A 14,012-nucleotide genomic window follows, 5' to 3' on the forward strand; every position below is an offset into this window, starting at 1 on the left:
GCACACTGTGCTGCGGCCCTTCGCGTATCTCGGATCAGCGGATCACAGATTCAATCCGCGGCCGATGATCTCCTTCATGATTTCGGTGGTGCCGCCGTAGATGGTCTGCACACGAGAATCCATGTACGCCTTGGCGATCGGGTATTCCTTCATGTAACCGTAGCCGCCGTGCAGCTGCAGGCACCGGTCGATCAGCTTGACCTGATTCTCGGTGGTCCACCATTTCGCCATCGCGGCTTCTTGGACGGTCAACTTCTCTGCGTTGAGAAGTTCGATGAACTTGTCCACCATGATGCGGGTGGCAGTGGTTTCGGTGGCCAACTCCGCCAACACGAACCGAGTGTTCTGGAACTTACCGATCGACTTGCCGAAGGCCTTGCGGTCGCGGCAGTACTGGATCGTCATGTCCAGTGCCGATTCCATTGCCGCAGCGGCGACGACAGCGATCGACAGGCGTTCCTGAGGAAGGTTCTGCATGAGGTAGATGAACCCCATGCCTTCTTCACCGAGCAGGTTGGCGGCGGGCACGCGCACGTCGGTGAAGCTGAGTTCGGCCGTGTCCTGGGCCTTCATGCCGATCTTGTCGAGGTTGCGGCCTCGCTCGAATCCGGGCATGTCGCGTTCGACGACCAGCAGGCTGAACCCCTGTGCGCCCTTCTCGGGGTCGGTGCACGCCACGACGATGATCAGGTCGGCGTTGATTCCGTTGGTGATGAACGTCTTCGAGCCGTTGAGCACCCAGTCGTCGCCGTCACGCACGGCCTTGGTCTTGATGCCCTGCAGGTCGCTTCCGGTGCCCGGTTCGGTCATCGCGATCGCGGTGATGAGTTCGCCGGAGCAGAATCCGGGGAGCCAGCGCTGCTTCTGCTCGTCGTTGGCGAGATCGATGAAATACGGCGCGACGACGTCGTTGTGCAGGGTGAAGCCGATACCGCTGTACCCGCCGCGGGTGGTCTCCTCGGTGACGATGGCGTTGTAGCGGAAGTCCTTGACCCCGCCGCCGCCGAACTCCTCGGGCGCTGCCGTTCCGAGGAAGCCCTGCTTACCGGCCTCGACCCAGACGTCGCGATCGACGATGTTCTGCTCTTCCCACTTCGCGTGGTTCGGCGCTACGTGCTGGTCGAGAAATTTCCGGTACGACTCCCGGAACAGCTCGTGCTCGGGCTCGAAAAGTGTGCGTTCCACGAATGTCTCCTTGTTCGGTGCATACCGGCAGCGACCACGCGAAATCTCTACGGATTTCGGTCGCCGGTACGACTGACGTCACAGGGGAACACTACGTCCGCGGGGTCGGGGCGGTCGATGACCAAAACGCGCGCGATCCGTGACCGACCCCGCTAACGACCTCGTGTGCCTGCACTCCTCGCGAGTGCCGAGACGATCGGGTAGCCGAGCAGGATGCCCACCGAACCCCATGCGATACCGCCGAGCTCGACCGATCCGACGGACAGTGTCAGGTCACCGATACCGGCGACGAGCGCCGCAGCGACGACCATGAGATTGACCGGATCGGTGAAGTCGACCTTCGCGTCGGTCCAGATGCGCACGCCGAGCAGCCCGATGAGGCCGTACAGGACCAGCGTCGCTCCGCCGATGACACCGTCGGGCACGGTGAAGATCAGGGCACCGAACTTGGGCGAGAACGCGAGCACCATCGCGGTGATCGACGCGACCCAGTAGGCGGCGGTCGAGTAGACGCGCGTTGCGGCCATGACGCCGATGTTCTCTGCGTACGTGGTGGTTCCGGAGCCGCCACCGGCTCCGGCGAGCGTAGTCGCCAGCCCGTCCGCGATCAGTGCGTCACCGGCCACATCGTCCAGGTTCTTCCCGGTCATCGCGGCGACGGCTTTGACGTGCCCCACGTTCTCGGCGACGAGAACGATCACCACCGGCAGCGCGACCAGGATCACCGACAGCTCGAACGACGGCCCCCGGAACTCGGGCAGACCGATCCAACTCGCCGCGCTCAGTGCGTCGAGACGCGGTTGCGCTATTCCCCCGGTAACGGCGGCGAACACCCAACCCAGAACGACTCCGACCAGAATTCCGAGTCGCCCGATCAAGCCCGGTCCCAGCGCCGTCGCCAGCAGAATTGCGATCAGAGTGACGGCGGCGATCAGCGGCTGTGCCTCGAACGACGTCGTGGCGGCCGGTGCCAGGTTCAGTCCGATCAGCACGACGACCGCACCGGTCACGACGGGCGGCATCGCCGCCTCCAGTACCCGCTGGCCTGCGAACTTCACCACGAAGCCGACGGCTGCCAGTACAACGCCGACACACAGGACGGCTCCGAGTTGGGCCGCGGGTCCGTCCGCCTGGGTGGCACCGAGAGGGGCCAGGAATGCGAAGGACGAACCCAGATAGCTGGGTACCCGGCCTCTGGTGATGATCAGGAACAGCGCCGTTCCTATGCCCGAGAACAGCAATGTCGTCGATACCGGGAAGCCGGTGATCGTCGGAACCAGCAGTGTGGCGCCGAACATTGCGACCACGTGCTGCATTCCGATGCCGATGGTGCGCGGCCACGTCAATCGTTCGTCGGGCGAGACCACCGCCCCGGCCTCGACGGCTTTTCCATTTCCGTGCAGCGTCCAACCCAGATTTCTCATGATGGGAAGAGACTATTGCGTCAGCCGAGTATCGCGCTCACTGCCTCGCGGGCCGCGGCGGTGCTGTCCGTTTTCAGGGCTGCGGCGGCCGCTTCCTTGCACTGAGCGAGCGTGACCGTCGCCAGCTTCGAACCCACGTGCGCGACGGCAGCCGATGCAGCCGAGAGCGAGGTGATGCCGAGTCCGACCAACACGCAGGCAAGCAGTGGATCGGCAGCGGCTTCACCGCAGACTCCGACGGGCTTGCCCGCCTTGGCTCCCGCCGCCGCGGTGTGCGCCACCAGCGCCAGCACGGCCGGCTGCCATGGATCGGTCAGGCCGGCGAGCTGAGCGGACATTCGGTCCGCGGCCATCGTGTACTGAGCGAGGTCGTTGGTGCCGATGGACAGGAAGTCGACGTGTTCGAGGATGTGTTCGGCGAGCAGAGCGGCGGCGGGGATCTCGATCATGACGCCGGGGGTGAGTCCACGCTCGCGGACGTCGGCGGCGAAGTCCTTCGCCTCCAGCGCGGTTGCAATCATCGGAGCCATCACCCACGGCGAGGAATCGGTCGCCTTCGCGGCTGCTGCGATGCCGTCCAGCTGGCGGTACAGAATCCCGCGGTCGGCCTCGGCGATGCGGATGCCGCGAATGCCAAGGGCAGGATTGGCCTCGTCGGGATGGGTGGCGAACCGAAGGGGCTTGTCGGAGCCGGCGTCGAGAGTCCGCACGACGACCTTTTTGCCCGCGAACGCGTCGAGCACCTGCGCGTAGATCTCGGCCTGCTCGTCGACGGTCGGTTCGGAATCGCGGTCCAGGAAGCACAGTTCGGTGCGAAACAGTCCGACGCCATCCGCTGCACTCGACCGCGCTGCGCGCGCACCGGCACCGTCCTGGACGTTGGCAAGAATGTCGACCGCGTGGCCATCGGCGGTGGTACCCGGACCGACCCACTGCGATACCCGGTCGAGCTCGTCGCGCGCAGAGACGACGGCGGCGCGGGCCGAGTCGGCGTCGGGTTCGAGGTCTATGCGGCCGCTGGTGCCGTCGACCGATGCGTTCGTACCCGCGGCGATATCGTCGAGCCCCGCCACGGCGACGATGCAGGGAATACCCAACTGGCGGGCAATGATCGCGGTGTGGCTGGTCGGACCTCCGAGTGAGGTCGCCAGTCCGACGATCAGAGCAGGGTCGAGGCCGGCGGTATCGGCGGGTGCCAGGTCGTCGGCGAACAGCACCGACGGTTCGTCCGGCACGGGAACTCCGGGCTCGGGAACGCCGAGGATCTCGGCGATGACGCGATCACGGATGTCACGCAGGTCCGTCACTCGCTCGGCCATCAGTCCGCCGAGCTGGGTGAACATCGCGGCGAACTTCTCCGTCGCCGCCGCTGTTGCGGCGACTGCGGAACTGCCCTTGGCGATCGAGGCGCGCGCGGCTCCGAGCCACCCGCGGTCGGTTGCCATCGCAGCATTGGCCGACAGGACCTCCGACGCAGCTCCCGTCGCCAGCTCCGCGCGACCACGCAATCGAGTGGCGACGGCGTTCGCAGCGGCATCGAACACAGCCTTCTCCGACTCCCGATCGGCCTCGGGCACCTCGCCCGTATCGGCGGGAATGGACGGACGGGCACCGGGGCGGATCACTCGGCCGTATCCGACGCCGGGCACGACGGGCGTGCCGCGCAGCGTGGTCTGCGCTGCTCCGGTTCCGGCTGCATCGACTGTCGTGTCTGCGTGTCCGGTCGACGCGGTGCTAACCGATCCCGTCATGTGGTCCTCCTCGGATCCTGCGTGAACAAAGGTCTTCGTACTGTTCGGCGAGCTGTGGTGGAGCCGATCGCTTGCCTGTGTTGTGACCGAGATTACTCCAAACCCTTGACATGTCAACACACACGGGCGTAAAACAACATAAAGCAACATGAACCGGGAAGGAGACGCAGGTGTACGCCGAAGAACGACAACACGCCATCGCAGAATTGATCAGCACCCACGGACGCGTCTCCGTCAACGATCTGTCGGCCACGTACGGCGTCACCACGGAAACTGTGCGTCGCGACCTCGCCACCCTCGATCGCATGGGAGTCGTACGCCGCGTCCACGGTGGAGCAGTACCCGCATCGGCGCTGACCACACTCGAGCCCGGCGTCTCGGAGCGAGAGTTCACCCGCGCGGATCAGAAGGACGCTATCGCCGCCGCTGCGTTGTCCTTCCTGCCTCCCATCGGCGGTAGCGCCGTCTTCGATGCCGGCACCACCACGGGCCGACTCGCCGGATTGCTTCCCCATGATCGCGAGCTGACGCTGGTGACCAACTCGGTCCCGATCGCCGCTCGCGCCGCGACCATGCCGAGCATCAGCCTTCGACTGCTCGGCGGGCGGGTACGTGGGACCACCCAGGCAGCTGTCGGCGACGAAGCACTGAGCGCCCTCGAATGGCTGCGGGTGGACGTCGCGTTCATCGGCACCAATGCCATCAGCGTCGGGCACGGACTGTCCACGCCCGACAGTGACGAGGCAGCAGTCAAGCGAGCCATGGTCGAGGCAGCCAACCACGTTGTGGTGCTGGCGGATTCGTCGAAGATCGGCCGCGAGCATCTGGTCAGCTTCGCCCGCGTGGGATCCATCGATGTCATCGTCACCGACAGCGACATTTCGACCAATGACCGAAAGAATCTCAGCGACAAAGGAATCGAGGTGGTGATCGCATGATGGTCACTCTCACGGCCAACCCGAGCATGGACCGGACGGTCACACTCGACACGCCGCTCGTCCGCGGCGGCGTACACCGGGCATCGACGTCGGTCACCGACCCGGGAGGCAAAGGCGTCAACGTCGCTCGCGTGCTCGGCGGATCGGGAGTCGAGGCCCTTGCAGTGCTTCCGGCCAACACCGGAGACCCCCTGCTCGACGCGATGGCCGCGAAAGGCGTTCACTTCTCGGCAGTTCCGACGTCGGGACTGGCCAGGACGAACATCACGGTCAGCGAGATCGGTGGTACCACCACCAAGATCAACGAGCCCGGCGCAACCGTATCGGAGCGGACCCGAGCCGAGCTGCGCGAGCGGATACTCTCACTCGCAGTCGACGCCGAATGGGTCGTTCTGTCGGGTTCGCTTCCGCCCGGTCTGCCTGCCGACTGGTATGCCGAGCTCGTCACGGCACTGCGCGCCACCACGGCGAAGGTTGCGGTGGATACGTCCGACGAGCCACTGCTCGCGCTGGCGGCAGCATTTCCGGCGTCGGCACCGGATCTGATCAAACCCAATTCCGAGGAACTCGCCCAACTCACCGGGTACGATTCCGAGAAGCTGGAAAGCGCTGCGGCACAGGGTGACCCCACTGCCGCGATCGCCGCCGGCACAATACTTCTCGGCCGAGGCGTCGGCGCGGTACTGGCCACCCTCGGTAGCGCAGGGGCCGTTCTGGTCACCGAGGACGGTTCCTGGTACGCCAGCCCGCCCCCGATCACTGCAGTCAGCACGGTCGGCGCAGGCGATTCCTCGCTGGCCGGCTACATCCTTGCCGATGCCGAGAACTGTTCCGACGCAGACAAACTTCGCCGCGCCGTCGCCTACGGAACGGCAGCCACCGCACTTCCAGGCACCACGCTTCCCCTGCCCGAGCAGACCCACCCGAATTCGGTGACGGTCCGTGCGCTCGATATTCCGACGTCCGTCACCACATCCACGCTCTCCACCCCCGCGAATCGTCTCTAGGAGTCTGCAATGTCCACCCCCACCGAAGATCAGCAGATCATCGCCGAGGATCTGATCCTCCTCGACGCCGATCTCGGCGAATCCAAGGAAGCCGTCATCGAGCGCCTCGCTGGCGTTCTGGCTTCCGCGGGTCGCGCAACCGAGACCGACGCCCTGCGCGACGCCGCTCTGGCCCGCGAAGCACAGTCGGCGACCGGCCTGCCCGGCGGCATCGCCATCCCGCACTGCCGCTCCGAAGCGGTCACCTCGGCCTCCCTCGGATTCGCCCGGCTGAACCCCAAGGTCGATTTCGGCGCCCCCGACGGCCCCGCCGACCTCGTCTTCCTCATCGCAGCGCCGGCCGGTGCCGGTTCGGCCCACATGAAGTTGCTCTCCAGCCTGGCGCGCGCACTGGTCAAGCCGGAGTTCGTCACCTCGCTGCGCAACGCGTCCTCGGCTGCCGAGATCGTCACTCTCGTCGACGGTGTCATCAACCCTGCCGCCAAGCCGGCCGCAACGACCCCTGCTGCTGCCCCGGTGTCGACCGCCAAGCACAGCGCGGCCGCCACCCCGGCCGAGACCACTGCCCCCAAGCACATCGTCGCAGTCACCGCCTGCCCCACCGGAATTGCGCACACCTACATGGCTGCCGATTCACTCGTCGCAGCCGGTGAGCGTGCCGGCGTCACGGTTCACGTCGAGACCCAGGGCTCGAGCGGCAGCACGCCGTTGGACCCCTCGATCATCGCCGGAGCCGAAGCTGTCATCTTCGCCACCGATGTGGGAGTCAAGGGCCGCGAGCGTTTCGCCGGCAAGCCCGTCATCTCCTCGGGCGTCAAGCGCGCCATCAACGAACCCGACGTCATGCTCACCGAAGCTCTTCGCGCTGCACTGAACCCGGACGCAGCTCGCGTCGGCGGTACCGCAGTGGCGGCCGGCTCGAACGAGTCCGCTGGTGAACTCGGCTGGGGCACCCGCATCCGCCAGATCCTGCTGACCGGCGTCAGCTACATGATTCCGTTCGTCGCCGCCGGTGGTCTGCTGATCGCCCTGGGCTTCCTGCTCGGCGGATACGAAATCAAGGATGTCGCCGAGGACATCGTCGTCAACAACTCCATCACCTCGCTGCCCGAAGGCGGAATCGCCGCCTATCTCGGTGCCGTGCTCTTCCAGATCGGCGCGCTGTCCTTCAGCTTCCTGGTGCCCGCGCTGGCCGGCTACATTTCCTATGCCATTGCCGACCGACCAGGTCTGGCACCAGGATTCACCGCAGGCGCGGTGGCCGTTCTGGTGGGTGCAGGCTTCATCGGCGGTCTCGTCGGTGGCCTGATCGCCGGCTTCGTCGCACTGTGGATCAGCAAGTGGAAGATCCCCACAGTTCTGCGCGGCCTCATGCCCGTCGTCATCATTCCGCTGTTCGCCACCCTCATCGTCGGCGCGATCATGTTCCTGCTGCTCGGCAAGCCCCTCGCCGCGATCACCAGTGGACTCACGGACTGGCTCAACGGACTCAGCGGTTCCTCGGTCATCATCCTCGGCATCATTCTCGGCCTGATGATGTGCTTCGACCTCGGTGGACCGGTCAACAAGGCGGCCTACGCATTCGCAACCGCAGGCCTCTCGGTCACCGACACCGCATCACTGCGCATCATGGCAGCGGTCATGGCCGCAGGAATGGTGCCGCCACTGGCCATGGCTCTCGCTTCGACCGTTCGCGCACGCCTGTTCACCGAGGCCGAGCGCGAGAACGGCAAGGCGGCATGGTTCCTGGGAGCTGCATTCATCTCCGAGGGCGCAATTCCGTTCGCCGCGGCCGATCCGTTCCGCGTCATCCCGTCGATGATGGCCGGCGGTGCAGTCACCGGTGCCATGATCATGGGCTTCAACGTCACCCTCAGCGCACCCCACGGCGGCATCTTCGTATTCTTCGCCATCGGAAACATCCTGTGGTTCATCGTGTCTCTGGCCGTCGGCACCATCGTCTCGGCGTTCCTCGTCGTCGCGGCCAAGCAGTTCGTCAAGGGCAAGAACGCTCTGTCGGACGCGGAGCTCGATCGCACACCCGTCACCGTCTGACACTCGCTACGATCGCAACAACCCCACTACGAAGGAGCACCACATGCCCAGCACCACAGTCGCCGTCGGATCCTCGATCGGTCTGCACGCTCGTCCCGCAGCACTGATCGCCGACGCCGTCGCCGAAGCCGGCGTGGACGTCACCCTCGCAGTGGCCGACTCGGAGCCGGTGGACGCAGGTTCGGCCCTGATGATCATGACGCTCGGAGCCACCAAGGGCACCGAAGTCACCGTCACCAGTGACGACCAGGCAGCACTCGACAAGGTCGTCGCACTCGTCGAAGCAGACCTCGACGCATAAGTCGTTCCGCAGGCTCCACTCCTGCGACGCATAGTCCACGCGCCTAGCGAGAGCGCCTCGATCGCCGGACGGTGAATCCCACCGCTCCGGCGATCAGCACCACCCCGGCAGCGACGGCCGCTCGGAATTCCCATTCCGAGTCCGTCGCTGCCGGCGTCTGTGCCGGATGCTCGGGAGCGACGGTCGGCGATACCGGGTCCACCGCAGCAGGTTCGGGCGTGGACGTGTCCAGCGATACTGCGTCGGGGATCCTCAGAATGGGCGGAAGCGTGGACTCCGCGGGCCCGAATCCTGCCTCGGACGCAATGAGCAAGGACCCGTCGTCGGTGAACACCAGTGCCTCCCCCTGTGGTTGATCCGGCAGCGGCACCACGGCGCGAGGAGCTGCCGGATCGACCAACGCCGACGCGAAGTCCCCGTCGGACGAACGGAACAGGTACGCATCGGTGTACGTGCGCACCGCGGCCACGTCACCGTCACCGCTCACCGCTCCCCCGGTCGCCAGAATCGATCCGATGACGAACGGCGGCCCACCGACCGTGTCGGTGGCGGTGAACGCCATATCGCCGACCTTGCGCATCGGCGTCGGCCCAGGGCTGTCCAGATCGTTGACGGATTCGTCGCCGGCAGGTACGTACACCCCGCTCACGCCCGAAAGTTCCTTGGTGACGATCACCGGCCTACCACCGGGCTCGATCAGTAGCGTCTCGGCGTCGTGCGCGCCGTCGGGATAGGTCAGTCGGTACAGTTCGCCCGCACCCGTCGTCGGGTCCATCCGCGTCAATGCCACTGTGTCACGACGCATCTGGTTGTCGCCGATGTCGGCCAACCACAGCGAGCCGTCGTAGGAGGAAAGGTCCTCGACGTCGTACGGGTCGACGGGCACGTCGATCCATCGCTCGACCGCACAGTCCGCATCGAGCTCAGCGACTCGATCGTCGGCCCCACTGTCTCCGATCGCGTAGAGAACCCCGTCCATCGACGTCAACCCCGACAGTTCGGCGAGATTGGGATCGGTTGGGCGACAATACGTTACGGTCTCGATCGGCGCGGCAGAAGCAGTTCCCGAGAAGACGATCGTCGTGGCGACCGCAGCTGCTCCGCACACCACCAGCCGCGGCACCACGAATATCAGGCGCTGGGAACGGTCGCGGTGAACTCGACGAGAGCCGCCGCGAGAGACTCCGGAACCCGCGCTTCGACGCGCGTCCCCTCTTCCTCGTGGGTGGACTGCACGATCCGGCCGTCGGTATGGATCCTGGCCACCAGATCACCACGGGTGTACGGCACGAGGACATCGACCAGCACATCCGGCTCGGAGAGGATCTCGGCCAAGTGATCTCGCAGTGCGTCGATTCCCTCGCCCGTCTTGGCGGAGACGAACCGCGCGCCGTCGAGCAATCCACGAAGCTGGGTCAGCTGCACCGGATCGGCGGCGTCGATCTTGTTGACCACCAACAGCTCCGGCGGCATCTTCGCATCCTGCTCGCGAACCACATCGGTGATCACCTCGCGCACGGCCTTGATCTGATCGATCGGCAGAGGATCCGATCCATCGACCACGTGCAGCAACAGATCCGCGTCTGTGACCTCTTCCAGCGTCGAGCGGAACGCTTCGACCAGCTGAGTCGGCAGATGGCGAACGAAGCCGACGGTGTCGGTCAGCACGATCTCCCGACCGTCCTCGAGCGTCGATTTGCGCGTCGTGGGGTCGAGGGTGGCGAACAGTGCGTTCTGCACCAGTACACCGGAACCGGTCAACGCGTTCAGCAGACTCGACTTGCCTGCGTTCGTGTATCCGACGATGGCGATGGACGGCACAGTGCCGCTCAGTCGTTGTTCGCGTTTGGTGTCGCGGGCCTGCTTCATGCCCTTGATCTCGCGGCGCAGCTTGGCCATCCGCTCGCGGATGCGTCGACGGTCGGTCTCGATCTTCGTCTCACCCGGTCCACGCAGACCCACGCCGCCGTTACTGCCCGCGCGGCCACCGGCCTGACGCGACATGGATTCGCCCCAGCCGCGAAGCCTGGGCAACATGTACTCCATCTGCGCGAACGCAACCTGCGCCTTGCCTTCTCGCGAGGTCGCATGCTGGGCGAAGATGTCGAGGATCAGCGCGGTGCGGTCGATGACCTTGACCTTGACGACCTTCTCCAGCGCATTGAGCTGAGCAGGCGTCAGTTCACCGTCGCAGATCACGGTGTCGGCACCGGTCGCGAGGACGATGTCGCGCACCTCCTTGGCCTTACCGGAACCGATGTACGTCGCGGCATCGGGCTTGTCGCGTCGTTGCATCAGCGCTTCGAGCACCTCCGAGCCGGCGGTCTCGGCCAGCGCAGCCAGTTCGGTCATGCTGGACTCGGCCTGCGCGGCTGTGCCCGTGGTCCACACTCCGACCAACACGACACGCTCGAGGCGCAGCTGCCGGTACTCGACCTCGGTGACATCGGTGAGCTCGGTGGACAGTCCGGCCACTCGGCGGAGCGCGGTGCGGTCTTCGAGCTGCATGTCGCCCGAGGACGGGGAGTTCTCGTCGTTGAGGGGAGACCGAGCCAGCCGTCTCGACCATGCGTCGGACTCTTCGCGAGTCCACGCGGATTCGGTATCGGGAGCACCGTCGAAATCGTCGCGACTGTCGTCGACCGGTTCGCCCGCAGGGGATGTTTCATGTGAGTTCGTCATACGACATCCATGATCCACGAAAACCCCAGCGTATGCACGCGGGTTTCGGTCCACGCGGTTCCCGGGCCCGTGGCGATCGTCAGGATCGAGCTTTCAGCCAGCGATCGTCGATCTCGCCGCGCGCCAGCAGCACCGACGGTCCGCGCAGAGTGGCACCGACGTGATCGATGGCCACGCGCACCCGACCGCCGAGCACACCGACGCTCACCTCCCCGGTCTCGAGGCCCTCGTACGACAGCGCGGCCGCGGCCGCGGCGACGGTCCCGGTGCCGCACGATCGCGTCTCACCGACCCCGCGCTCGAACACGCGCATCTCGACGGCTCCGTCGTCGAGCCTGGTCAGGATCTCGACGTTCGCACCGTGGGGAAAGAACTCGGCGTCCAGCGTCGGCGGTGCGGAGAAGTCGAGAGCGCCGAGAGATGCACGCGTCAACGCACCGTCGACGCAGGCCAGGTGCGGATTCCCGACGTCGATTCCGACGCCGTCGTACGAGCCGCCCGCAATGGTGGTCGAACTCGACCCCATCAGCGTGACGTCCCCCATCGCGACGGTGACATCGGCGTCGGTGTCGTCGAACGAATGCACCGTCACCGCCCGCGCACCGGCCCGTGAGCCCACCACGAACTGGTCCCGCTGTTCGAGGTCGTGCACCCGCAGGTAGTGCGCGAACACCCGAACGCCGTTTCCGCACATCTCGGCGATGGTGCCGTCACCGTTGCGGTAATCCATGAACCAGTCTTCGGGTTCGACCCCCGACGGCATTCGATCGAGCACACCTGCGTCCCTGAGAACACCGGCCCGGGCGACGCGCAAGATGCCGTCGGCACCGAGGCCCTGGCGTCGATCGCACAACACCGAGACCGCCGACCTGGTGAGTTCGAGCTCGGCTGCCGGATCCGGCAGTACGACGAAGTCGTTCTCGGTTCCGTGGCCCTTGGCGAATTCCATTGCTCGAGTCTACTGGGGGTCGAGTGCGGTCAGGGCGTCCGAGTTCAGCGTCGGCGACGCCCCATCGAGCCAACGGACGCGCTCGTCACGGCGAAACCAGGATCTTTGGCGTCGCACGTAGCGCCTGGTTCCGATGAAGGTGCGCTCGCGGGCGTGCTCGATGTCGTACTCCCCTGCCAGGACATCGAGAGCCTGTGCGTACCCGATCGCCCGTGACGCGGTGACACCGTCCCGCAGCCCCGACGCGAGCAGACCCCGCACCTCGTCGATCAAGCCGGTCTCGAACATCTGCCGAGTGCGCTCGGCGATCCGCTCGTCCAGTTCGGACGTGTCGCGGTCGACTCCGAGCACAACCGTGCCCCAGCGCGGTGCACCGATCTTCGGGGCGGACGCCGCGAACGGCTGCCCGGTCAGCTCCACCACCTCGAGGGCTCGGACCATCCGACGACCGTCGGTGGGCAGGATCGACGAGGCAGCTTCCGGATCGGCGTCCGTCAACGCGCGATGGATCTCCTCGACACCGTCACGTTCGAGGACTGCTTCCCACTTCGCACGGACGACGGGGTCGGTGGCGGGAAAGGCCCACTCGTCGAGCAGCGACTGCACGTACATCATCGATCCGCCGACGATGATCGGCCGCAGCCCCCGGGATCGGATGTCCTCGACGTCGGCGACGGCAGCTGCTTGGTAGCGCGCAACGGTCGCGATCTCGGTGACCTCGAGCACATCGAGTTGATGGTGTGGAATCCCCCGCCGCTCCGCGACGGTCAGTTTCGCGGTCCCGATGTCCATGCCCCGGTACTGCTGCATCGCATCGATGTTGACGATTTCTCCGCCGAGTTCCTCGGCCAGATCGAGGGCCAGATCGGATTTGCCCGCAGCCGTCGGCCCGATCACCGCGATGGGTGTGGTGGCCCAATCGCCCGCCCTGTCAGTCACGAGTCCAGGTTCCCACGAAGTACCCGACGCCGAAGGGCGCACCTCGGTAGAGCTCCGTCGCCGTTGCCGTACCGGTTCCTTCGAGCGCAGCCAGTACCTGCCACGCCGCTCTGCCGCCGACGCCGAGTGATGTGCACAGATCCGGATCCAGACCTGCCAATGCATCGACGTCGGCCGTCGCGAGGGCATCGTCGACTCGCGTCTGGACCTCCTCGGCCCGCTCGTCGAACGACCCAGGAGCTTTCCGAGTCAAGGTGTTTGCCCCGTCCGCCAGCACCAGAACGCCCCAGCTCTCCGCCGAAGCGTCGAGCTCCCGGCGCAGTTCTTCACCGAACTCGGCGCACCACTCGGCGCTCGCATCGGTCGGGATCGTGCGGACCTCGATCGCATCGTCGGGTGCAGCCACCCCGCGCAGCCACCCGGCGATCAGAACGGCCAGCGGTAGGTCCGGATCCGGCGCAGTCGGCGCGGTGCCGCCGGACAGACTCACCACCACGTCGACTCCGAAGCCGCGCACAGTACCGATCGTGCTGTCGTCGTATGTCGCCCTGGTGTGATCGACGCCGAGGGCGAGCCATCGGTCGGCCACCGACGTCAGGCGCGTCATCGCGTCGACGGCGGCGGCTCGAAGATCGGCCGTCTCGGCCGCGCCGGCACCCGTCAGCTCGGGGATCAGCAACGGCGGAGTGGGCACCAGGGCCGCGACACGGAACACAAGCATCACGCTAGTCGGTGGCGCGACTTGGCCGGACGAGTCCACCTCGAGTCGTCTGAGCTGTTT

12 protein-coding genes are annotated in these 14,012 nt (G+C 66.1%); 4 read left to right on the forward strand and 8 right to left on the reverse strand.

The features are described from left to right. Window positions 1-42: 42 nt before the first annotated feature. From AABD04_RS13360 to ptsP, 3 genes are all read right to left on the reverse strand, one after another. Window positions 43-1,185, reverse strand: a complete 1,143-nt coding sequence (locus tag AABD04_RS13360) for an acyl-CoA dehydrogenase family protein (protein WP_243593237.1) — start codon at window positions 1,183-1,185, stop codon at window positions 43-45. A gap of 152 nt (window positions 1,186-1,337) precedes the next feature. Then, complete coding sequence (locus tag AABD04_RS13365; protein ID WP_341441472.1) at window positions 1,338-2,609, reverse strand: uracil-xanthine permease family protein; 1,272 nt, start codon at window positions 2,607-2,609, stop codon at window positions 1,338-1,340. A gap of 20 nt (window positions 2,610-2,629) precedes the next feature. Then, complete coding sequence (gene ptsP, locus AABD04_RS13370; RefSeq protein ID WP_243593239.1) at window positions 2,630-4,360, reverse strand: phosphoenolpyruvate--protein phosphotransferase; 1,731 nt, start codon at window positions 4,358-4,360, stop codon at window positions 2,630-2,632. Between the two features lie 170 nt (window positions 4,361-4,530). On the opposite strand from ptsP, the gene AABD04_RS13375 reads away from it, so the two are divergent. Genes AABD04_RS13375 through AABD04_RS13390 form a run of 4 tightly spaced genes read left to right on the forward strand, consistent with a single transcriptional unit; the run spans window position 4,531 to window position 8,661 of the window. Next, entirely contained in the window at window positions 4,531-5,298 is a 768-nt protein-coding gene (locus AABD04_RS13375; RefSeq protein ID WP_243593240.1) for a DeoR/GlpR family DNA-binding transcription regulator, read from the forward strand. Then, complete coding sequence (locus AABD04_RS13380; RefSeq protein WP_341441473.1) at window positions 5,295-6,305, forward strand: 1-phosphofructokinase family hexose kinase; 1,011 nt, start codon at window positions 5,295-5,297, stop codon at window positions 6,303-6,305. The genes AABD04_RS13375 and AABD04_RS13380 overlap by 4 nt, the downstream gene beginning before the upstream one ends. A 9-nt stretch (window positions 6,306-6,314) precedes the next feature. Then, the gene (locus AABD04_RS13385) at window positions 6,315-8,360 is read left to right on the forward strand and encodes a PTS fructose transporter subunit IIABC (protein WP_341441474.1); all 2,046 of its coding nucleotides are present in this window, start codon (window positions 6,315-6,317) and stop codon (window positions 8,358-8,360) included. Window positions 8,361-8,403: 43 nt separating this feature from the next. Then, entirely contained in the window at window positions 8,404-8,661 is a 258-nt protein-coding gene (locus AABD04_RS13390; RefSeq protein WP_032377711.1) for an HPr family phosphocarrier protein, read from the forward strand. Window positions 8,662-8,704: 43 nt separating this feature from the next. Here the strand turns inward: AABD04_RS13390 and AABD04_RS13395 are convergent, their stop codons facing one another. The 5 genes from AABD04_RS13395 to AABD04_RS13415 all read right to left on the reverse strand — a co-directional run bounded on the left by AABD04_RS13395 (window position 8,705) and on the right by AABD04_RS13415 (window position 13,946). Further along, the gene (locus AABD04_RS13395; protein WP_341441475.1) at window positions 8,705-9,787 is read right to left on the reverse strand and encodes a hypothetical protein; all 1,083 of its coding nucleotides are present in this window, start codon (window positions 9,785-9,787) and stop codon (window positions 8,705-8,707) included. Window positions 9,788-9,792: 5 nt separating this feature from the next. Beyond that, window positions 9,793-11,343, reverse strand: a complete 1,551-nt coding sequence (gene hflX / locus AABD04_RS13400) for a GTPase HflX (RefSeq protein ID WP_423228145.1) — start codon at window positions 11,341-11,343, stop codon at window positions 9,793-9,795. A gap of 79 nt (window positions 11,344-11,422) precedes the next feature. After that, a complete protein-coding gene (gene dapF, locus AABD04_RS13405) occupies window positions 11,423-12,292 on the reverse strand; it encodes a diaminopimelate epimerase (RefSeq protein WP_341441476.1) in 870 nt (289 codons plus the stop codon). 9 nt (window positions 12,293-12,301) lie between these two features. Next, window positions 12,302-13,231, reverse strand: a complete 930-nt coding sequence (gene miaA, locus AABD04_RS13410; protein WP_341441477.1) for a tRNA (adenosine(37)-N6)-dimethylallyltransferase MiaA — start codon at window positions 13,229-13,231, stop codon at window positions 12,302-12,304. Then, a complete protein-coding gene (locus AABD04_RS13415) occupies window positions 13,224-13,946 on the reverse strand; it encodes a class III extradiol dioxygenase subunit B-like domain-containing protein (protein ID WP_423228230.1) in 723 nt (240 codons plus the stop codon). Before AABD04_RS13415 ends, miaA begins: the two co-directional genes overlap by 8 nt. Window positions 13,947-14,012: the final 66 nt, after the last annotated feature.

Origin of the sequence: Rhodococcoides navarretei, assembly GCF_038069675.1 — a bacterium.
Classification (GTDB): domain Bacteria; phylum Actinomycetota; class Actinomycetes; order Mycobacteriales; family Mycobacteriaceae; genus Rhodococcoides; species Rhodococcoides navarretei.

Excerpts from the sequence above, each read along its gene's own strand:
- AABD04_RS13365 (WP_341441472.1), bottom strand. The coding sequence starts at position 2,609 with ATGAGAAATCTGGGTTGGACGCTGCACGGAAATGGAAAAGCCGTCGAG.
- ptsP (WP_243593239.1), bottom strand. The coding sequence starts at position 4,360 with ATGACGGGATCGGTTAGCACCGCGTCGACCGGACACGCAGACACGACA.
- AABD04_RS13380 (WP_341441473.1), top strand. The coding sequence starts at position 5,295 with ATGATGGTCACTCTCACGGCCAACCCGAGCATGGACCGGACGGTCACA.
- AABD04_RS13385 (WP_341441474.1), top strand. The coding sequence starts at position 6,315 with ATGTCCACCCCCACCGAAGATCAGCAGATCATCGCCGAGGATCTGATC.
- AABD04_RS13390 (WP_032377711.1), top strand. The coding sequence starts at position 8,404 with ATGCCCAGCACCACAGTCGCCGTCGGATCCTCGATCGGTCTGCACGCT.
- hflX (WP_423228145.1), bottom strand. The coding sequence starts at position 11,343 with ATGACGAACTCACATGAAACATCCCCTGCGGGCGAACCGGTCGACGAC.
- dapF (WP_341441476.1), bottom strand. The coding sequence starts at position 12,292 with ATGGAATTCGCCAAGGGCCACGGAACCGAGAACGACTTCGTCGTACTG.